19 protein-coding genes and 1 pseudogene are annotated in these 18,691 nt (G+C 43.0%); 5 read left to right on the plus strand and 15 right to left on the minus strand.

Features of this window, described 5'->3' with window-relative positions:
• Nucleotides 1-110: 110 nt before the first annotated feature.
• The 3 genes from RG959_RS13410 to RG959_RS13420 all read right to left on the minus strand — a co-directional run bounded on the left by RG959_RS13410 (nucleotide 111) and on the right by RG959_RS13420 (nucleotide 4,562).
• Nucleotides 111-2,198, minus strand: a complete 2,088-nt coding sequence (locus RG959_RS13410) for a methyl-accepting chemotaxis protein (protein ID WP_342797555.1) — start codon at nucleotides 2,196-2,198, stop codon at nucleotides 111-113.
• Between the two features lie 805 nt (nucleotides 2,199-3,003).
• Nucleotides 3,004-3,672 (minus strand): ABC transporter substrate-binding protein, encoded by a 669-nt coding sequence (locus tag RG959_RS13415; RefSeq protein ID WP_342797528.1) that lies wholly within the window; start codon nucleotides 3,670-3,672, stop codon nucleotides 3,004-3,006.
• Entirely contained in the window at nucleotides 3,645-4,562 is a 918-nt protein-coding gene (locus RG959_RS13420) for a helix-turn-helix transcriptional regulator (protein ID WP_342797556.1), read from the minus strand. The genes RG959_RS13415 and RG959_RS13420 overlap by 28 nt, the downstream gene beginning before the upstream one ends.
• A gap of 159 nt (nucleotides 4,563-4,721) precedes the next feature.
• On the opposite strand from RG959_RS13420, the gene RG959_RS13425 reads away from it, so the two are divergent.
• The 3 genes from RG959_RS13425 to RG959_RS13435 are packed head-to-tail and all read left to right on the plus strand — an operon-like array spanning nucleotide 4,722 to nucleotide 7,644.
• On the plus strand, nucleotides 4,722-5,726 hold the full coding sequence (locus tag RG959_RS13425; RefSeq protein ID WP_342797529.1) for a FecCD family ABC transporter permease: 1,005 nt from the start codon (nucleotides 4,722-4,724) through the stop codon (nucleotides 5,724-5,726).
• Nucleotides 5,723-6,733: a FecCD family ABC transporter permease gene (locus RG959_RS13430; RefSeq protein ID WP_342797530.1), complete on the plus strand. Its 1,011-nt coding sequence runs from the start codon at nucleotides 5,723-5,725 to the stop codon at nucleotides 6,731-6,733. Before RG959_RS13425 ends, RG959_RS13430 begins: the two co-directional genes overlap by 4 nt.
• A 14-nt stretch (nucleotides 6,734-6,747) precedes the next feature.
• Nucleotides 6,748-7,644 carry an ABC transporter substrate-binding protein gene (locus RG959_RS13435; RefSeq protein ID WP_342797531.1) on the plus strand — a complete coding sequence of 299 codons (897 nt, stop codon included), beginning with the start codon at nucleotides 6,748-6,750 and terminating at the stop codon, nucleotides 7,642-7,644.
• Nucleotides 7,645-7,961: 317 nt separating this feature from the next.
• Here the strand turns inward: RG959_RS13435 and RG959_RS13440 are convergent, their stop codons facing one another.
• The 3 genes from RG959_RS13440 to RG959_RS25595 form a co-directional block, all read right to left on the minus strand.
• Nucleotides 7,962-8,513, minus strand: coding sequence for a hypothetical protein (locus tag RG959_RS13440; protein ID WP_342797532.1), 552 nt, complete (start codon nucleotides 8,511-8,513; stop codon nucleotides 7,962-7,964).
• A 738-nt stretch (nucleotides 8,514-9,251) separates the two neighbouring features.
• A complete protein-coding gene (locus tag RG959_RS13445) occupies nucleotides 9,252-9,650 on the minus strand; it encodes a GNAT family N-acetyltransferase (RefSeq protein WP_342797533.1) in 399 nt (132 codons plus the stop codon).
• Nucleotides 9,651-9,885: 235 nt separating this feature from the next.
• Entirely contained in the window at nucleotides 9,886-10,110 is a 225-nt protein-coding gene (locus tag RG959_RS25595; protein WP_483298884.1) for a hypothetical protein, read from the minus strand.
• On the opposite strand from RG959_RS25595, the gene RG959_RS13450 reads away from it, so the two are divergent.
• Nucleotides 10,003-10,236 carry a hypothetical protein gene (locus RG959_RS13450; RefSeq protein WP_342797534.1) on the plus strand — a complete coding sequence of 78 codons (234 nt, stop codon included), beginning with the start codon at nucleotides 10,003-10,005 and terminating at the stop codon, nucleotides 10,234-10,236. The genes RG959_RS25595 and RG959_RS13450 overlap by 108 nt on opposite strands.
• 134 nt (nucleotides 10,237-10,370) lie before the next feature.
• Here RG959_RS13450 and RG959_RS13455 read toward each other — a convergent pair whose 3' ends face one another.
• From RG959_RS13455 to RG959_RS25605, 4 genes and pseudogenes are all read right to left on the minus strand, one after another.
• Entirely contained in the window at nucleotides 10,371-11,585 is a 1,215-nt protein-coding gene (locus RG959_RS13455) for a threonine synthase (protein ID WP_342797535.1), read from the minus strand.
• 227 nt (nucleotides 11,586-11,812) lie between these two features.
• A complete protein-coding gene (locus RG959_RS13460) occupies nucleotides 11,813-12,295 on the minus strand; it encodes an ABC transporter substrate-binding protein (protein WP_342797536.1) in 483 nt (160 codons plus the stop codon).
• A 16-nt stretch (nucleotides 12,296-12,311) separates the two neighbouring features.
• Nucleotides 12,312-12,470: a hypothetical protein gene (locus RG959_RS25600; protein WP_483298885.1), complete on the minus strand. Its 159-nt coding sequence runs from the start codon at nucleotides 12,468-12,470 to the stop codon at nucleotides 12,312-12,314.
• A pseudogene (locus RG959_RS25605) lies at nucleotides 12,442-12,657 on the minus strand (thioredoxin); the annotation flags it as partial. The gene RG959_RS25600 and the pseudogene RG959_RS25605, both read right to left, overlap by 29 nt.
• Here RG959_RS25605 and RG959_RS13470 point away from each other — a divergent pair.
• On the plus strand, nucleotides 12,631-12,810 hold the full coding sequence (locus RG959_RS13470; protein WP_342797557.1) for a DUF8096 family protein: 180 nt from the start codon (nucleotides 12,631-12,633) through the stop codon (nucleotides 12,808-12,810). The pseudogene RG959_RS25605 and the gene RG959_RS13470 sit on opposite strands and share 27 nt — an antisense overlap.
• Nucleotides 12,811-13,054: 244 nt before the next feature.
• On the opposite strand, the gene RG959_RS13475 is transcribed toward RG959_RS13470, so the two are convergent.
• The 5 genes from RG959_RS13475 to RG959_RS13495 form a co-directional block, all read right to left on the minus strand.
• Nucleotides 13,055-14,515, minus strand: a complete 1,461-nt coding sequence (locus RG959_RS13475) for a DHA2 family efflux MFS transporter permease subunit (RefSeq protein ID WP_483298886.1) — start codon at nucleotides 14,513-14,515, stop codon at nucleotides 13,055-13,057.
• Between the two features lie 15 nt (nucleotides 14,516-14,530).
• Nucleotides 14,531-15,271 (minus strand): oxygen-insensitive NADPH nitroreductase, encoded by a 741-nt coding sequence (gene nfsA, locus RG959_RS13480; protein ID WP_342797538.1) that lies wholly within the window; start codon nucleotides 15,269-15,271, stop codon nucleotides 14,531-14,533.
• A gap of 291 nt (nucleotides 15,272-15,562) precedes the next feature.
• Nucleotides 15,563-15,988, minus strand: a complete 426-nt coding sequence (locus tag RG959_RS13485) for a MarR family winged helix-turn-helix transcriptional regulator (RefSeq protein WP_342797539.1) — start codon at nucleotides 15,986-15,988, stop codon at nucleotides 15,563-15,565.
• A gap of 445 nt (nucleotides 15,989-16,433) precedes the next feature.
• Complete coding sequence (locus RG959_RS13490) at nucleotides 16,434-17,561, minus strand: NtaA/DmoA family FMN-dependent monooxygenase (protein ID WP_342797540.1); 1,128 nt, start codon at nucleotides 17,559-17,561, stop codon at nucleotides 16,434-16,436.
• Nucleotides 17,562-17,595: 34 nt separating this feature from the next.
• Complete coding sequence (locus RG959_RS13495; RefSeq protein ID WP_342797541.1) at nucleotides 17,596-18,633, minus strand: LLM class flavin-dependent oxidoreductase; 1,038 nt, start codon at nucleotides 18,631-18,633, stop codon at nucleotides 17,596-17,598.
• Between the last annotated feature and the right edge of the window lie 58 nt (nucleotides 18,634-18,691).

Consider the following 18,691-nt stretch of genomic DNA (forward strand, 5'->3'; position numbering starts at 1 on the left):
TGAAAATTTAGTGTCACTGTCATATTTAGTCATAAAAAAACTACACTTCCCATTGTTAATTGTGTCTAACAATGGGGGTGCAGTTTATATGCCGGCAAGCCTTTTTGTGTTTATACTCGAAATTGATTGACTGCCTCCTGCAGTTCACCGGCAATTCGGTTCATATTGTCCGTTGCCTCCGCTACAAGCTGAAGCTCATTTTGCTGCTCTGCCGCAGAAGCACTTACCTCCTCAGCGGATGCTGCTGTTTCTTCTGAGATTGCGGATACGCTTTGAATGGACAAAAGCGCTTGCTCTTTCTGGCCAATCATTTCGTTTAATCTTTTTGTTAGATCACCGACTGCCCCGGTAATTCGGCCGGCGATTTCCGCTTGGGTTGCAAATGCTTCCTGTGTGCTTAATACGGACTCATTTTGCCCTTGCATTAAAGATAAGTTCTCATCCACTACAACGGAGGCTTGACTAGATGCCGTTAAAATATCCTGAACTGTTTTTTGAATCACTTCGGTTTCGCTTCGAGATTGCTCAGCTAACTTGCGTACCTCTTCTGCTACAACAGCGAATCCCTTGCCGTGCTCGCCAGCCCTTGCTGCTTCAATAGATGCATTAAGTGCCAATAGATTGGTCTGAGCCGTAATGCTATGAATGGATTCAATAACGATTTCGATTTCATTGATTTTCTCTGCTAACCCCTGCATTTGCTCTTTAACGCGTCTATTCATGTTGTTAGCCGCTTCATTACGATCCTGAAGTTGCTCCACCTGCACCAAACCGTCCTGTGCTCGGCTCCCCGCCTGTTGTGATAACTCATTCATTACGATAGATAATTGGGATAACGCGTCGATACGGTCAGACAACTGCGCCATTTGATTCCCTGTATCTTCGGTGTCTTCAGACTGTTTAGAGGCTCCTTGGGCGATTTCATCAATAGCAATGGATACCTCGCTGCTTGATGCCACGACTTCTTCAAAAACGTGATGAACCCGGCTGGTCGACTCGTTCAAATGTACGGTTGATGACCGAACCGTTTGAACAACTTCCCCCACTCGGTCAAGCATATGATTAAACGCCTGCGCCACGGCACCAATTTCATCATCGCGAAGCTTTGTTTCATCCACTTTTTGCGTTAAATCTCCTGTGGCCGCCGTTTCAATAGATGAACGTAAAGAGTGCAGCGGCTTCAATTGGCGGTGAATAAAAAGAACAGTTGCGATCGTCATAATCAAAATCATAACAATCGCTGCAATAACCGTAAAAAGAAGTGTCTGGTTGAAAGTCTGCAGAATGCTTGATTTTGGAACGACAGCTAAAACAGACCATGTTTCTTCTATTCCTTCCACAACTACAGGCGCAAATACATTAAAAGAGTTTTCGCCGAGGCTCTTTGATTCTGCATATAAAGTCGATTCCTTCCCTTTATCGATTTCCGCCTTAATTGCCTTCCAATCAAGCGTTTCAGAGATGTTTTGGCCTGCCTGATCTGCATCGGTACTGTCTGCAACAATCACCCCGTGATCCGTTAAAATCCGGTTGTACCCGTCCGCCGGTGCACTCTCAACTGCCAGCTCTCCCATGAAATCAATAGAAAAATCAGCGGTCAAAACACCAAAAAAAGCACCAGATTCATCAAAAAGCGGCAAAGCAAGGGTTGCCATATTAATTGTTCTTCCACCTGCTTCGTATTCATATGGCTCTGTTAAAACAGCCCGGTGCTCTTTTCGCGGGACCTGATACCAGCTGCTTTCCTCTTCTTGATAGCCGGTAATCCCCTCCGTTTCCATACCACTTTCTCCTTTAAATACGTAGGGGACAAACCGCTTCTCCTTGTCCCTAAGTGCCTCATCTGTATCTTTTCCAGCTAAAGCTTCTTTTGGCTCAATAACGGCACCGACTGCAAATAAATGCTCGTTTCCATCCAGATTAGTCTTCAAACTGCGCAGGACATCTTCTTCGGACAACTTTCCTTCGGCTTTAAGAGATTCAAGTATGAATTTCATTGTGCTCAGCATTTCTTCTGTCTCACTTAATCGATCACCAATTTTGGCTGCTGACAATTGCGTAGTTCTGACGGTATATGCTTCCGTATCTTCTAAACTTTTATCATAAAGCTTCATGTTCGTCATAATGGCGTACACGGCAAATAAAAGCAAAAACAGTCCGATAATTAAAGCTGACAACTTCCACGCAATGCTTTTCATTTTTCCCACTCCCACCGCTCCTATTCCTTCTGTCTTTAATGTATGTATCGACGATTGCTTCACAGTCTTTAAGTATGTAAGTCATCCTTTTTCGTAAAAAGAAAAATCATTATCGTTAAAATTCCATTCTATTCAGAAAAAGAGATTTAGAGGAGAAAGAAGTGAGACAATGAACATCAGAAGGAGTATTTATTTTAGAATCAGCGGCCACCTTGACATTTATAGCTGCCTGTACTGAAAAGAGAGAAGAGAAGTTGAAAGATAATATTAAGCTGACGGCTGTATTCCGTGTTTCTTCTATATAGCCTTAATCTTCATATGTAACGAACAAAAGTAGATGCCAGCTAAATGCTAGTACTCTTATGTGGAACTAGTAAGAAGCCTCTTTATGCCCTCCAATATGCCCGGCTCTTTGAAAATACGCACCGCCTTTCATCTAGTTCAGGGGGCGTAAATAAATCTATTTGTTCATGTGCATAAATCTAACGCATTCGCTGCCCGTCCCAATGCCGAACAAAGTACTCATATAGTTATGAACGAACAATGGGCGAATATCGAGCTGTAATCGGCATGCTTGCTGCTCTATCTGAGAAAATATTTATCATTTGTATGGACGAACCGTTGTAAAAAAGCCTCATACCTTTACACAGCAGAAGCAAAATAAAAAACCACCTAAAAAAGGCGGTTTTTATTGCGTTTTGAGATAATAAGTGCGTAGAGGGGTGTTGGTTTCAAAATCCGATCAACGCTTCCCACCTTTATCGTAGCAGCTAGTCAAGTACCCCTTTACTTACAACGGCATGCTTCAGTTTTCGTAAGATCGTAAACAAAACACGGCTTCCTCAAGCTGTTTCTCAATACCAAGAGGCGCATACACACTCCACTTCTGCCAGTCCAGGAAAAAGCAGCGGCCATTTTGAACAGCGGGATGGGCTGACAAGAGAGGATCCATTTTAATTTCATGCTCCATCATCCGCCGGCGGTGGTCACTATCCGTGACAATCCACATGAAATCACTTCTATCCCTCTTCATCAGTTCAAGAGAAGCGGGCATCCAGGTAAACATTGTACCCATTGGATGTTCCTCTATCTTTTCCTGAATATACTCAGGAGCACGAAAGCCCAGCAGCCGATAAAATACATGTCCCATATTACGGGCTCCATACATCCGGACTCCCTTGTTGGTTACACTCCAAATAGCAGCAGATCTTCCTGTTCCAATCCGGTTTTCTACTGAAGCCCGTGCTTCTCTGACTTTTTTGTTATGCGCTGCATGCCATGCTGAAAAAGCCTCTTCTTTTCCCAGCAAGCGGGCAATGGTTTCTGCATGGCTGTATACGTCCATGCTTGTCCAGTCAATGGATACAACAGGAGCAATGTCCCCAATATGCTCTTTCGCCATACCGGCGACGTTGTTTTTACACAGAATTAAGTCCGGTCTCTGTTCTAAAAAAACTGCCGCTGAATATCCCATGGCTCGTTCGCATGATAAGGAAGCGTCAGCTCTTTTATTCGGCCGTCGAAGCTTTCCTGAAGCTGGCCGGCTGCAGGAGTTACGCCCAATGCAAGCAAATGGTCGGTATACGGATAAGAAAGAGAAATCACTTTTTTAATATGTCTTCTATTGTAATGGGACGGAGAAATACCGAAGGTCTGCTTAAACCGGCGGCTGAAATAATGTTCATCCTGATACCCGGTTCGGCGGGCGCCTTCCTTGATTTTAATCTCTCCTGCTAAAAGCAGCTCTTTCGCCGTGTTCAGCCGGAGATGGGTCAGCCATTCCATCGGTGTCTTATTCATTTTTTGTTTAAACAGATGAGAATAATACGCCGGGTTCATACCGGCCATTTCAGCCAGCCCTGACAGGGTGATAGGTTCAGTAAAACAAGTGCTCATATAACCAAGTGTTTGATGAATACGCTCTTCATTGTCTTCAAGCCGAATGGATGACGGCTGATCAGAAAGCCAGTGAATCAGTTCTGCCGCTGCTCCTTCCCTCACATATGGAGGGTCGGCATGATGTATAGAAGATAGAAGACGGCAAATCGCCGAACGGTGATAGGAAACCAGCCCTTCTGCCGAAAACGTCTGTACTTTTTGGTATACCAGTTTTCCAGCGGTCCGGCTTTGTTCCTCATATAAGTCGAATAGCAGCATATAGCCGCCTATTTCATCCTCATTTACCGCTTCAATGGAAAAAGATGTGCCTGGATGCAGCAGAAAAACAGCTTTTTTTCTGAGTGCCTGCTTAATTCCATTTATAATTAACGATCCGCTGCTTTTTTCAATCGATAAAAGACAAAAAGAAGGCACAGCTTGCTGAGTCTGCTTTCTGCTTAAAAGACATGTTTTTAAAATTTCCATTCTCACCTGCAATGCCCCCTACTGGATAAAAAAATAATGAAACAAAAATAATACATGAAAAGAAGCTAAAAATCGTACATTGACGCTCTTTTCTCCTATTATTATACTTAATTGAAAGTGATTATCAATAGCAGTTAGAAAGGTGCTTGTTCTCTTTTGATGAAAAACCGGTACACCTTATTTATTATCATTTTTTTGGCGGGAACTTGTTTATTGGGAGTGTCACTGTTCGCCGCTATTTCTTCGGGAGCGAAAGAACTTAACCTGTCCACCGTCTGGGCCGCTGTTTTTCATTTCAATGCAGAGCTAACGTCCCATCAAATTGTTCATGAGCTTCGCCTTCCCCGCGTGCTTGGCGCTGCGCTTGTCGGCTGTGCCCTGGCCGTTTCCGGCGCTTTAATGCAGGCGGTTACCCGGAATGATTTGGCGGACCCGGGTATTTTAGGGATCAATGCTGGCGCATCTCTTATGACAGCTCTTTGTTTTGCTCTTTTCCCCGGCATACCGTATTCTCTGTTGATTGTGTTTTGCTTTTTCGGATCGGTCATCAGTGCACTATGCATTTTTTTCATTGCCTCTGGTGCACCGGGCGGCATCACGCCGATTCGCCTGACGGTCGCCGGGGCCATTTTAGCTGCTCTGTTCAGCTCACTCAGCTCAGGAATTGCGATTTACTTTGACTTAAGTCAGGACCTTGCTTTTTGGTTTGCAGGTGGCACCGCGGGCATTAGATGGGGGCATCTTACATACCTGGCACCGATTATACTGTCCGCTGTTTTACTGTCTCTCTCTTTTGCCCGGCCGCTTACACTGCTCTCTCTTGGAGAAGAAACCGCAGCTGGACTTGGCGGAAACGTGCCGCTGATCCGCCTGGCTGCGATCGGAATCGCCGTTCTTCTGGCGGGCACATCGGTTTCAGCAGCCGGCTCAATCGGGTTTATCGGGCTGATCGTTCCCCACATTGCCCGTAAACTAGTTGGCGTTGACTATCGGTTTATTATTCCGATCAGCGCCTTGGGAGGCTCGATCTTACTTGTGCTGGCTGATTACGGGGCCCGTATGGTAAACCCGCCTCGTGAGCTGGCGGTCAGTGCGATGGTTGCTCTCTTGGGCGTACCCTTCTTTTTGTTCCTCTCCCGCCGACAAAGGAGGGGCGAATCATGAAGACACGCCAGAAAAAAGCTGGAACAGCCGCGCTTGTTTTATTACTGTTATGCCTGTGTGTGCTGTTTATCAGCTTAAATACCGGAACAATTCGCCTCAGTCCTGTTGAAGTGCTAAAAACTGCCCTTGGACTCGGTTCACCCCGTGACTCCATCGTGCTGTTCGATTACCGGCTTCCCCGGCTATTAATTGCGATGCTGGCCGGAGTCGGTCTAGGAATTGCCGGATGCCTGCTGCAGGGCTTATCACGCAATGCGCTGGCAGACCCCGGGGTGATTGGCATTCACGCCGGAGCCGCTTTCGGGCTGATTCTCTTTTTGCGTTTTTTTGGTACGCTTGAAGGCAGCTTTACCATTTTCATTCCGCTTTTTACTTTTATCGGTGGACTTTGCGCAGCAGGGTTGATTACTGTTTTTTCTTTTGACCGCAAGGCCGGCTTTCTGCCGCAGCGCTTGTTGTTAAACGGCATCGCGCTCGCAGCGGGTTTTAGTGCCCTGACACTTGTGCTGTCGCTTCGCCTTGATGAAGAAGTGTATTCTTTTGCGGCTTATTGGCTGGCAGGAAATATATGGGGACGGGAATGGATACACGTAATAGCATTGCTGCCGTGGCTGCTCGTTTTGGTACCGTATTCGTTTTTCCATGCAGGCACATTAAATATGCTGTCGCTTGGTGAAGCGCCGGCAGCCGGGCTTGGTGTTAATGTGGCCAAACAGCGGGCCGGCCTGCTGCTTTGCGCCGTTGCTCTGTCGAGTGCGAGTGTTTCCATGGCTGGAGGGATTGGTTTTATTGGACTCGCCGCTCCACAAATTGCCCGCCGGATTGCCGGGCCGCTTCATCAGTATGTACTGCCGCTCTCCGGCTTGGTTGGCATGCTGATTTTAATGGCAGCTGATACGATCGGCCGGTCATTGTTTGCGCCAGCTGGCATTCCGGCCGGCATCGTGACTGCAGCGCTCGGTGCCCCCTATTTTTTATATGTATTTAGAAAATCTACTCATTCATGATAGGAGCTTACGTAATGAAAAAAATAACATTCTTCTGCTTATGTATGTGCCTTACCTTATTGCTTGCCGCTTGTGGAAGCAAGGAATCTGGTGAATCAGCAGAATCGCAAGAAAACGGGCAAAAAATTGCTTCCTTGTCTATTCACGTAACGAATAACCTATTAGCCTTTGGCATTCAGCCAGCTGGCTCTGTTGTCGGCGGCAAAGTAGGAGACTTTCTTCCCCACGTAGCCGATCAGCTGAAAGGAACAGAAAAACTTGGTGAAGCAAAAGATGTCAACATGGAAGCACTGCTTGCATTAGAACCCGACTTAATTCTCGTTGATAAAGAATTTGCCGGCCAGGACCTCAGCAAGTATGAAGACATTGCGCCTGTCGAAGTCATTGACCTTGACCAAGGCACATGGCGCGACCATTTAACCCAGCTTGGCAAGCTGCTCGACCGTGAAAAGGAAGCAAGCACATTTATTCAGGAATACGACCAAAAGGCGCAGCAAGTCAAAGCTGAACTGCCGGACACCATTCAGTCAGGCACAGCGATGGCCATTCGTATCAATGCAAAAGAGCTTCGTGTTTTTACAACAGCCCGTCCACTTGGACCGATTTTGTTTGACGATCTTGGCTTAACACCTGCTAAAGGGATTGAAGAACTTAATTCAAATGAACCGTACGAGGTTATTTCTCAGGAAGTGTTGCCAGACTTTGATGCCGATACGATTTTTGTCGTTGTCGATGCAGAAGATGATGCACAGCAGTCATTCAAAGAAATTCAAAAAAGCGCCATCTGGCAGGGACTTAAAGCAGTTAAGCAGGGCCAGATTTTCGTGATTAAGGAACAGCCGTGGCTGGATTACTCCGCGGTCGGCAACAAAATGGCTCTGGATGAAGCACAATCTCTTCTATCAAAATAACAAAAAAAGCGGACTTTATGCTTCAGCTTGTAAACAAAGCCTTCATTTTGAAGGCAATGTTTACAGGCTTTTTTTATATAATGGACTTTAAAAAGCTGGCCTGCTGGTCGTGAAAACCAGAACAGCCAGCTTAAACAGGGACGTCTAATCGGCTAACCGCTTAAAAAAGACAAAGCGGTCTCAAATCAGAGAGTTGAGAACTACTTTGTCTACTAGAGTCTGCGTCTTCAAATTGAAGGCTATGTCTACAAGCTGAGACGCCGTAATGAGTATTACAGCGTTTTAAAAGAATAGTGAAGCAAATGGAAAATAGTGGCTTACTCTGCTTTAGCTGATTGGTTCAGTCCATGCAGCGGAAGGTGATTAATACCATACTCCGCTAGTTGTTCTTCTGCCTGATCAATCAAATCCTGCGCTTTCGCTTTTGCATCAGCATCAAGCCCTGCTAATAGGTCTGCTACTTGATCGTTGTCTTTTTCCGCTCTCTCTGGAAGCGTCACACCAAGTTCTTTCAGCTGAGTTTGTGCTTCTTCAAATGTAATTGTGCCAGCTTTTACTTTATCCATAATCGCTTCTGCTTTCACTTTTGTATCCGCATCTAGATCCGTAAATAAGTCTGCTTTATCCCCTTTTTCTGGCAATGCAACGCCAAGGTCTTGTAATCCAGTTGTCAGTTTATCCATAATTGCCTGCACTTTTTCTTGAGCGGCTGCATCTAAGGTTGCCTTTGTATTTTTCGCTGTTTCTTCTTGGACAGCTGCTGTGCTTGTTGTTGTGTCTATGGCAGCATAAGCGGAAACCGTACCTAAAGAGCTCAGTCCAATCATTCCTGCCATTGCTAGTCCAAATAATTTATTCTTTATTTTCATATGTAAATTCCTCCTAAAAATTTTCATTTTGCTTGTGTGTACCTCTCTGGTACAAATGCTACTTTACTCTTCAAGAGTGAAAGTTTGGTGAAAGATCAAAATTGTTTTCTTGCACCCACTAAAATAACGTATTTTGCGGCAATTTAAACAGGTTTTTAGCAACTTTTTTGCATCCTTGTATTCATAATTTTAACGATGTTTATATTAATTTTTAATTTGAATTTTACACATAATGTATTATGTTGAATACTGGGATAGCCATGGGCCTTTTGTGATCATGTTTTAGATTCAATAACTTTGTGTTCACCTTGCTTTTAGCTGTATGTTTGATGACAGGTTTTGTATTCATAGTAACTTACATCTTCATCCTTAGTGTATTCCCTCAAGCAGGCTGAAAAAGTTTCTGCCGCTTTTCGTTAAGGATGGTTTCACATTCTATCTGGAGCCACACAGCTTCCCTCATAGGAAGGCACAAGTCATCACAATGCTCTTTAAAGTTATGGTATAAGCCATCTAGCCGGGCAGTAAGAACCCGTTAAAAGCTCTTTTTCTCTTTTGTTTCTTGCGAATTGTTTTAGGCAGCTCATGTCGCTTTTTTCTTTTTGTATACTTATACATACATACGACGGTCCCTGAATACAAAAAAAAGCAGCCCGCTGTGTGGGCTGCTTTTTTACAGTCATTTAGACTTCTCATTTTAAGTTTTAATCACTTCATTTATTCACTTTGCATGCTTTCTTATACTCTTGTCATACACTGATTTTCTTTAAAGTTAAATTTTTTATAAAAACCGTGAGCGTCTGAAGTAGCAAGTGAAAACTTGGTATTTTTAATTTCTGGATGTTCTAATATACATTCCATCAGCCATTGGCCTAACCCGTTTTTTCTGTATCTTTCATCAATCACCACATCCAGCACCCAGGAGAACACTGCTTTATCGGTCACTACCCTGGCAAAACCGATTTGTTTGCTATTATGATACACGCCAAAAGAAATTGAATTATGGATGCTTGTTTCAATGGTTTCTTTAGTTCTTTTCGCAGCCCAATATGTTGATGAAAGCAAATATGAAACAGTATCTAAATTCATTAATGAAACCTCATTACTTACAATAAACTCCCCTTTTGACCATTCCATATGTTTCCCCTCCAAATACGTACCAGTATGCTAACAAACACTATACTATATGAACCTCTCCACCTAAATCAAAGATCTTAATGGAGAAGTTCACCTGCCGGTTACTTAGCGGGATAAAGAAGAGGGTATCCTCGCTAGGAATGATAAAAATCTTATTTTATTAAGGCTCCATTATCATATTGAGAGTATTTTATATTAACACAAGTATACCTATACAAAAGTATACTTGTGATTACTAACTTTTTGATAGCATTACAGGCCAGAAGACTCCTTCAAATTGCTTCACAATGGGCGGGGCCCCTTTTTTTCGTTTGTTACTAAGCAAAACATACATTCCTTTTAGGTGAACCTCTTGTGCACATTCATGGCAGCAAGTATCGTTGAACTCTTCTACGCAAGCTTCGCAAATGGCGGCGTAAAGTTTACAGTTTTGTTGAACAAACTGGCTGCTGCGGACCAAAAAAGAGGCGGCCTGCCAGCAAACTTGAACGCATTCCTGCAGTGTTTGGATGCCGTTTTTTTACTTGAACATCTGTCTCTGCAGGAAAGTCGTTATACATTCTTCGCACGCTTAGGCACATTTTAAACACTCCTCTATCATTGTTTTCCTTTGCAGTTGATGAATACTATAAAGAACGGGATTCATGTAATTAGGCATGGCCCCTCTTGCATTTGATGATGACAAGGTAAATTCTTTTTCTCGTAATCATCTTCCGAAGGTTATATTTCCTGTCCCGGCTGAAGTGTTTCTACACCTTCGATTTCAACTGTTTCCGGATATTTGAGGCCTGAGCCCGTGTTAAGGCATACAACATGCGCGTCTGCCTGGATCCATCCTTGTTCACGCAGGATTCTAGCTGCAGCAAAGGTTGCGGCTCCTTCTGGGCAGACAAAGTTTCCTTCTAACGAAGCTACTTGTTTTTGCGCTTTCAATAACTCCTCATCTGAAATGGCAATTGCACAACCTTCTGTTCCATAAATCCCTTCAAGAACTAAGAAATCCCCCAATGCTTTAGGGACATTAATGCCAAATGCGCAAGTTGCTGAGTCTTCAAAGAATTTGGATTCTTTTTCGCCTTTTTTCCAAGCTTCTACAATTGGCGCACAGCCTTCTGCTTGAACAGCTACTAAACGAGGAAGTTTCCCGTCTTCGATCCAGCCCAATTGCTGCAGTTCAAGAATGGCTTTATAAATTCCAATGATGCCTACTCCTCCGCCTGTTGGGTACAAAATAACATCTGGAACCTTCCATCCAAATTGTTCGACAATCTCATAGCCCATTGTCTTTTTACCTTCAATACGATACGGCTCTTTAAGTGTAGAAGCGTCGTATACGCCATGGTTCTGTACTAAATGGCCAACAACCTTTCCTGCATCACTGATCAAACCGTTGATAAGATGCAAGTCTCCACCGGCAATGTATACTTCTTTACGTGTAATTTGCGGTGCATCTAAAGGCATGACAATTGTAGCTTTGATATTTGCTTTTGCCGCATACAGCGCCCAAGCCGCACCTGCATTACCGTTTGTTGGCATAGCTAAATGTTTTACACCCAGTTCTTTTGCCTTTGAAATACCAACACTCGCACCCCGTGTTTTAAAAGAACCCGTTGGAATTACACCTTCATCTTTTATGTATAAGTGTTTTAATCCATATTCTGCTCCTAACGTTGGGAACTTTTCAAGTGGCGTCATTCCTTCACCAAGTGTTACAACATTCTCCTTTTCATGAACAGGCAGTAACTCATGATATCTCCATAAGCTATTTGGACGATTTGCAATCTCTTCACGTGACACGTTTGCTTTCACTTTCTCTAAATCATAGCGCACTAATAATGGTGAACCACACTTACATAATTGTTGTACCTTTTTTTCCTCATATACTCCATCGCATTTTGGGCACTCTAAATGTGAGATATAGCTATAGTTTTTCATTTTTCCCCTCCTAAAAAATAAAAGACTACAATTTGTGTCTTCTTCAGGTCTCCCTGCAGCTGTGGAAGCAATTTTTCACATTTCCCGGTACATTTTTTTACTGTATGTCTCTGCTTAACTAAGTAGAAGCAGTGTATGGATGATTAGGGCTGCTTTGTGAGTCAGCATATAACAAAAGCGGTCTTTCTCCCTGAGAAAAAACCGCGCACTTTCATCTTCTTTAATGCCTAAATGTTCGAAATATTTCGCCCAGTGGTATTCAAAGACGGTTTCCTTTGCCACGCCAATTTTTTTCCTTTTAACTGTGACGGCTCATCAATGCCTTTTACTGCTAAAATTTCTGACTGTTTGATCGTTTCCGGTGTGCTATGCGTTAATGATGATATAACGACTAAGTCCCCCCGGTTTAATGAGTTCAGCAATGCATAGTCAGCTGCCAGGCCCGTATCTGTTTGTTCTGTTAATAATGCATTGATCGTATCAATCCCGTATGCAAAGTTGGAAAGGGACGGATCAATTTGATGGTCTTTAAAATAGCCCTCTGCATTTGCAGCGCGGATCTGCAAGGATCCGCCTGCTGCTGTATCAATCCCAATACGTATTTTTGCTGTCTCTTCACCTTCTGCACCTGTTGCACTATTGTTGGAGCAGCCCGCTAAAAACAGGGATAATACCAAACTAAAAACCAGCAGTCCGTTTAATCGTTTCATTGCTGTTCCTCCAGTATCAGTTATTCTGCTTTTCCAGCGTTTCATCGTACCGTGCCACGCATAGAGCTCCCTCACCAACCGATTGTGCCCCTTTTATTTCAATGACTGAATCCGTTCCTCCCGGTGCAGCATTCGGCACGCGGAACCCATCCGCCATTATCAAACACCAATACATTGCCTTCGCCTGGCAGGCCTTGCGGAATGATATGGGCGTGATGCTGTCCGATAATCCATCCCCGATGCTCGAGTTCAGGTGTTGAATAGTCAGGTCCAATCTGCCATACAATTTTGCCTGTACGCTTATCCGTGATGCCGATAATATTAGCTTCCCGTGCATCCCAGATAATATTGTCAGGCAGGAAATTGATCTAAGTGTAATCTATAACATTCGAGAATATCCTGATATTAAAAGTGGCTGTTGCGACCATTGCGGAAATGCTCATTTTAAGAGCTCCATTAAAAACATGGTTTTTCTTCGTGAATGCCGCCACTGTGGAATGAAGAAGACTATTTAATTTAATTAACGAAAATAGGAGAAGAATTTTATAATCCCTCTCCCATTGTTCCTTATATTCTTATTTCGATTTGGTCAAACTAGAAATACAATCTAATAAAAAAATAGTATCTTACAGCCAAGCATCTTCTTGGCTGTTTTTAATTTGAATACATTCCTTTTTGTGTAAGAAGAGTGTACTCATTGTCGTTAACTTCAATGAGGTAAACATTCTCTTTTTCATTAACGGAGTAATCTCAGGGCCATCAATGTGTCGAATGTACCGCCTCGCGGCTGACTACGACGCGGCGGATGAAGAGCGCTATGACCACGCCAATCAGTGCTATGATCATCGTGAACAGAAACACGTTTTGTGATCCAGCCGTCATCGCGTTTGCCATTTCGGCCTGTTTGGCCGGAGCGGAGGAGCCGTGCAAGTATTTCTCCATACCGCCCGTAAGGATACTGATTGCGACCGCTGTTCCAATCGCGCCTACGACCTGCTGCAGTGTGTTCATGACTGCCGTGCCGTGCGGGTATAACTCCGGCGGCAATTGATTGAGCCCGTTTGTTTGAGCAGGCATCCATATCATGCCTACCCCCACCATGAGCCCGATATGCAAAGCCACGATAAAGGCCACTGATGAAGCAGGAGATAGGGTAGTAAAGAACCATAACATGACTGCAACGATCACGAGTCCGGGAATAACGAGCCATTTCGGCCCATATTTATCGAACAAGCGCCCCATACGCGGGGAGAGGATCCCGTTCAGCGCGCTGCCCGGCAAAAGCATGAGTCCAGTAGTGAACACAGACAGTCCTGCACCCGTCTGCAGAAACATCGGCAGGATAATCATGCTCGACATAATGATCAACATACATGACAGTACCAGGAGCAGCCCAACGACGTACATTGGGTACTTGAAAACGCTCAGATTCATCATCGGATCGCGCATAACGTTCTGCCGCAGTATGAACAGCACCAGCGCGATGAGCCCAACGACGATTGAAGTGACCACAACTGCACTGCTCCAGCCTTCAGATCCTTCGCCTGCCTTACTGAAGCCGAAGACAACTCCTCCAAAGCCGATCGTTGACAATACGATAGACAGCAGATCTATCCGGGGCTTCGTGACATCGGTGACATTTTCCAAATACTTCAGCCCTATCAACAACCCAATAACCAGGAACGGCAGCGAGAACCAGAAGATATAATGCCATGTTAAATACTCGATTAATAGACCGCCTATGGTCGGGCCGGTTGCTGGCGCAAACATGATCACAAGTCCAACGAAGCCCATCGCCGCCCCCCGCTTTTCCGGCGGGTATATGACAAGAATCGTATTGAACATGAGCGGCAGCAACAATCCCATGCCTGCCGCCTGTAAAACGCGAGCGAACATCAGCATTTCAAAATTGAACGCGAGCGCCGCGATCAATGTACCTAGAATTAAGCTTACGAGCGAACCTGTGAACAGCTGTCTCGTTGTAAACCTCTGCAGCAGCAGCCCGCTCATCGGCATTAAAATACCAAGAGTCAGCAGGAAACCGGTTGTTAACCACTGTGCGGTTGCGGCTGAAATTTGGAACACGTCCATTAAATTAGTCATTGCTATGTTTAGAGCGGTCTCGCTGAACATGCCGACAAAACCGCAGATAAGCAGCGATACCAAGATGGCACGCGTATTGTATTGCTTCTTCATTTCTATATCTCCTTGTAAATCAATTTAAGTAATAACCGTTTATTTTTTAGCAAATCCTTGTTTGTTTAAATACTCAAGCATGAAGGGCTGTTTGCTTCTTTCAAGATGATCCTCAATATGATCTTTCCATCCCTTTACTTTCTTCACTGTGAAAGGCGCTTTAACAGGACGATCTTGATAATATTCACGCATCTGTTGGTCATAAGCTGCTAATTTTTCTTCATCGAGTGGCTGGTACTGATTATCAAACATGACCATCGATTGAGGTAAACGTGGTTTTAGTCCAGGTTTCTCTCCAGCAGGATGTCCTATGCATAGACCAACTAAAGGAACCACATACTTTGGTAAATTTAATACCTCAGTTAATTCTGTAATATTAAGTCTTACTCCACCGATATATACACCACCAAGTCCCATTGATTCAGCTGCAGTTAAAGCATTTTGAGCCATTAGCCCAGCATCGAATGAACCGATTAAAAGAAACTCAATATATTCAAGGTCAACATCCGGGGCAATTTGATGATTCCGGTTAAAATCTGCACAAAAAATCCAAAACTCTGCTGCTTCTTCAATATAAGGCTGATTGGCAGAGAGCTGCATCACTTTTTTTCGAAGATCTGGATCTGTAATTCTAATGATGGAAACGGCCTGTAGAAGGCTGAAAGACGAAGTTTGATTAGCTGCCTTAAAGATCGCCTCCCGTTGTTCCTCTGTCAGTGGTTGATCTGTGAAAGACCGAATGGATGTGTGATTATGAAGCACTTCAAGGGTATTATTCATTTGAATCCTCTCCTCTATTAATTATTTTAATATTTAGCACTTCCGTATTGATAAGGAACTTCCATATTCTCACGCAATGTTTGTCCTTCATATTCTCTGTGGAACAAACCGCGGTCCTGCAAAAATGAAGCAAATGCGTTTTAGCCATACTGCTATCATTGTTTCGGCTGGACACACCGTCTTCATTGGATTCCCATAACCTTTCTCTTAGTAAATAAACGATATAGAAGTATTTAATATTTATGGTACTAAATAATTATTTAGCATACTAATTATAAACTTAGAGAAAACTTAAAATAAGTTTTTCTCCATCTGATTCATTAGTTGCCTTAATAGTAAGAGATCTTCCGGTGAAATGGAATGCAGTAATTTTTCTTGCTGCTGCTTCCATTTGAAATCAACCGGTTTCTTTAATTCTTTGCCTTTGTCTGTTAGAAAAATCCGCATAACCCTTGCATCTTGTTCATCACGTTTACGGTATATGAACCCATTTTGCTCCAGGGATTTAACCATATTTGTTACCGTAGGCGGCTCGCATTTTAAATGTTCACATAGCTGCATTTGTGTTATTCCATCACCTAACCACAAACGAGCGAGTAGTTTATCCTGGCCTACATGAAGATTAAGTTCTCTTAGACTTTCGCTGTAATCTCGACGCATTTGGGATGAAATTTTATCTAACGACTCACGAATATCGCATCCAACCTTATCGTTCATAGATAAACCTCCGCTAGTCAAAATATATTTAGCGGACTAACTATATCACGGTGAAATTCAGGTGTCAACTTAGCTTAAGGGCCTATTCCCATTATATCGGGCTGAATTCATCCAGATCGAAGGTCAAAAGTATAGATCCACCAATAGGATAGAACCCTTCTCACAAGTACTTATTCCTCTTCCTTGCTAATTTTTTTTGCGTATCCTTGCTTGTTTAAATAGTCCAGCATTTGATGTTTAATGCTTCTTTGAAGATGATCCTGGATATAGTCACTCCATCAGCTGAATTAGAGCTATTTGTAAATAATAAATATATTTGCATAGACAATAATAAAATCATTACTCTTATTATGGAAGAGGGAAATTTTAATTGCCCTAGTACTATTTTTTGTACCTAACATTGGGAAAGAGGTTAAAGATGTCTAAATTGTTTAAAGATGGTTTTTTAAATTGAATATCTATTTTCCGGATAAGGTAAACCCAAATTGCCACGTAAAGTGTTTGATTCATATTTCTTACGAAAGATTCCCTTTTCTTGTAAAATAGGAACGACTAAATCAATAAAGTCATCAAATCCTGAAGGGTGCTCCTGTCTTAGCAGCAATAGATCCATCGCACCTGCCTCGTACCAGTGATGAATTTGATCTGCTACTTTTTCTGCCGAACCAAAAAATTTCAGCTTTGGTATTCGATAGTTAGGCATTAGTGACTGCAGCTCTTGAAATTTTTCCTCTGCTTCTTTTTCTGTCCGTCCTACAATAGGATTTTGGGTAGGCATGATTAGAAAATCATTAGGTGAACGACCTTCTAATTTCACCCTTCTCTTTAGTTCTTGACTGAATGCTTTCGCATACTCTATATCTTCCCCATTAACCAATGCACCCTCAGCATGCTTCGAGGCAATATTCATGAAATCCGGAGAAGTGCCGGCTTGGAAAATAACCGGTCTTCCTTGTCTAGAACGGCTAATATTTAACGGACCCTCCACGGAAAAATAGTTTCCTCCATAGTTTAGAGTGTGCATTTTTCGTGGATCAAAGAATACTCCGGTTTTTTTATCCCGTATAAAAGCGTCATCCTCATAGGAGTCCCAAAGACCTTTCACAACCTCTAAAAATTCTTTTTTCATTGGATACAAGTCTGATTTAGAAAGATGGGTGCGGCTATAATTTGCTAATCCTCCTGGATTAGAAGTGACAGCATTCCATCCTGCCCGGCCATTACTGATTTTATCAAGAGAAGCCATCTGACGGGCAACAGTGAATGGATCCGCATAGGAAGTTGCAATTGTTGCAGTAAGCCCAATAGAATGAGTCACCATGCTTAAGGCAGACAGAATACTTACACCTTCAAACATACTGAGATAATGAGGAATCATCCCCGGTCCAATATGGCTGACGTCAGCTAAAAAGATCATGTCAAACTTTCCTTCTTCTAACCTTTTAGCTTTTTGTACATAGTAATCAATGCTCTCACTGGCATTAGCTGGCATATCTGGGTGACGCCAGCCCATGTAATTCCAGCCTACTCCATCTATAATTCCACCAATTTTAAGTTGTTTTTTCTCTTTCATTAGTTTCGCCTTCTTTTCATTCTAGTCTTGTTAGCTATTTAGCTCTAAGATCAAATTTTTCCGCCAGTAACTGATGTCCCTTTAGTCGGCTTGCTTGGTCAGGGTAAAAATCTGCTATCATAATTTCATTTACTAAAGCTTCTTTTGCTATTCGCTTTAACTTTTCAGCAGCATTGGCTGCACTTCCAATAACAAAACGTTCTTTATTATATTGCCGTGCTGCCTCTTCCTGTGGTGTATAAACATACTTACTGGCTTCTTCCAGTGTTGGAAATGAAAGATCACTCGAACCTGTTGCCATTCTTGCCCACATTAATTCCAATGGCCCTGCCAAATATTTTGCCTCTTCCTCTGTTTCTGCTGCAATAACACCGATAGCCAGAATACTTTTTGGTTCCTTCATATAGGCAGAAGGACTAAAATTATTTTTATAAAAACGAAGAACTGGAATAGCTAATTCAGGTGCCAAGTGGGCTGCAAATACGAAACCAAGCCCTTTTTCTGTTGCAAACCGTACGCCGCCTTGACTGGAGCCTAACATGTAAATATCAGGCACGAGTGTTTCATCACCTGGAGGTGAAATCTCCCCAAAGGGATGATCCATTGGGAACTTCCGAGAAAAAAAACTAAGGAGTTCGTTTAGCTGGTCGGGAAAATCATTTGCAGTCGCCCTCTCATGTGAACGTTGTAAGGCTAACGCAGTCACTCCATCTGTTCCCGATGCCCTCCCTATTCCAAGATCTACCCTTCTAGGATGCAGCGCTTCAAGAAGTGTAAAGTTCTCTACAACTTTAAGTGGGCTATGGTTAGGTAACATAATCCCTCCAGCACCTACCCGTATATTTTTCGTGTGTGAAGCTGCATGTACACTTAATAAATCAGGAGATGTACTGATTTGACTAGTAGTATTGTGATGCTCAGTAAACCAGTATCTGGTGTAACCCAATTGATCGGCTAACCTAACAACCTCTGTCATATTGTTAAGACTCTCCATAGGATTGGTATGCTTGTAAACGTGAACGAAATCTAATATCGATAATCTTACATTTTGTTCATTCATTGTTGAAATCATTGACTGTACTCCTTTTGAATAAAACTCAGCATAAATCCGCGCATGAACTCATACCTGT

The sequence above is a fragment of the Domibacillus sp. 8LH genome (assembly GCF_038806185.1).
In the GTDB taxonomy this organism is placed as follows: domain Bacteria; phylum Bacillota; class Bacilli; order Bacillales; family Domibacillaceae; genus Domibacillus; species Domibacillus indicus_A.

Bases quoted from the DNA above. Each gene is read 5' to 3' on its own strand.
- RG959_RS13460 (WP_342797536.1), bottom strand. From the start codon at position 12,295: ATGAAACGATTAAACGGACTGCTGGTTTTTAGTTTGGTATTATCCCTG.
- RG959_RS13495 (WP_342797541.1), bottom strand. From the start codon at position 18,633: ATGATTTCAACAATGAATGAACAAAATGTAAGATTATCGATATTAGAT.
- nfsA (WP_342797538.1), bottom strand. From the start codon at position 15,271: ATGAATAATACCCTTGAAGTGCTTCATAATCACACATCCATTCGGTCT.
- RG959_RS13440 (WP_342797532.1), bottom strand. From the start codon at position 8,513: ATGAAAATAAAGAATAAATTATTTGGACTAGCAATGGCAGGAATGATT.
- RG959_RS13485 (WP_342797539.1), bottom strand. From the start codon at position 15,988: ATGAACGATAAGGTTGGATGCGATATTCGTGAGTCGTTAGATAAAATT.
- RG959_RS13425 (WP_342797529.1), top strand. From the start codon at position 4,722: ATGAAAAACCGGTACACCTTATTTATTATCATTTTTTTGGCGGGAACT.
- RG959_RS13410 (WP_342797555.1), bottom strand. From the start codon at position 2,198: ATGAAAAGCATTGCGTGGAAGTTGTCAGCTTTAATTATCGGACTGTTT.
- RG959_RS13430 (WP_342797530.1), top strand. From the start codon at position 5,723: ATGAAGACACGCCAGAAAAAAGCTGGAACAGCCGCGCTTGTTTTATTA.
- RG959_RS13415 (WP_342797528.1), bottom strand. From the start codon at position 3,672: ATGGGATATTCAGCGGCAGTTTTTTTAGAACAGAGACCGGACTTAATT.
- RG959_RS13420 (WP_342797556.1), bottom strand. From the start codon at position 4,562: ATGGAAATTTTAAAAACATGTCTTTTAAGCAGAAAGCAGACTCAGCAA.
- RG959_RS13435 (WP_342797531.1), top strand. From the start codon at position 6,748: ATGAAAAAAATAACATTCTTCTGCTTATGTATGTGCCTTACCTTATTG.
- RG959_RS13490 (WP_342797540.1), bottom strand. From the start codon at position 17,561: ATGAAAGAGAAAAAACAACTTAAAATTGGTGGAATTATAGATGGAGTA.
- RG959_RS13455 (WP_342797535.1), bottom strand. From the start codon at position 11,585: ATGAAAAACTATAGCTATATCTCACATTTAGAGTGCCCAAAATGCGAT.
- RG959_RS13445 (WP_342797533.1), bottom strand. From the start codon at position 9,650: ATGGAATGGTCAAAAGGGGAGTTTATTGTAAGTAATGAGGTTTCATTA.
- RG959_RS25600 (WP_483298885.1), bottom strand. From the start codon at position 12,470: ATGTATTGGTGTTTGATAATGGCGGATGGGTTCCGCGTGCCGAATGCT.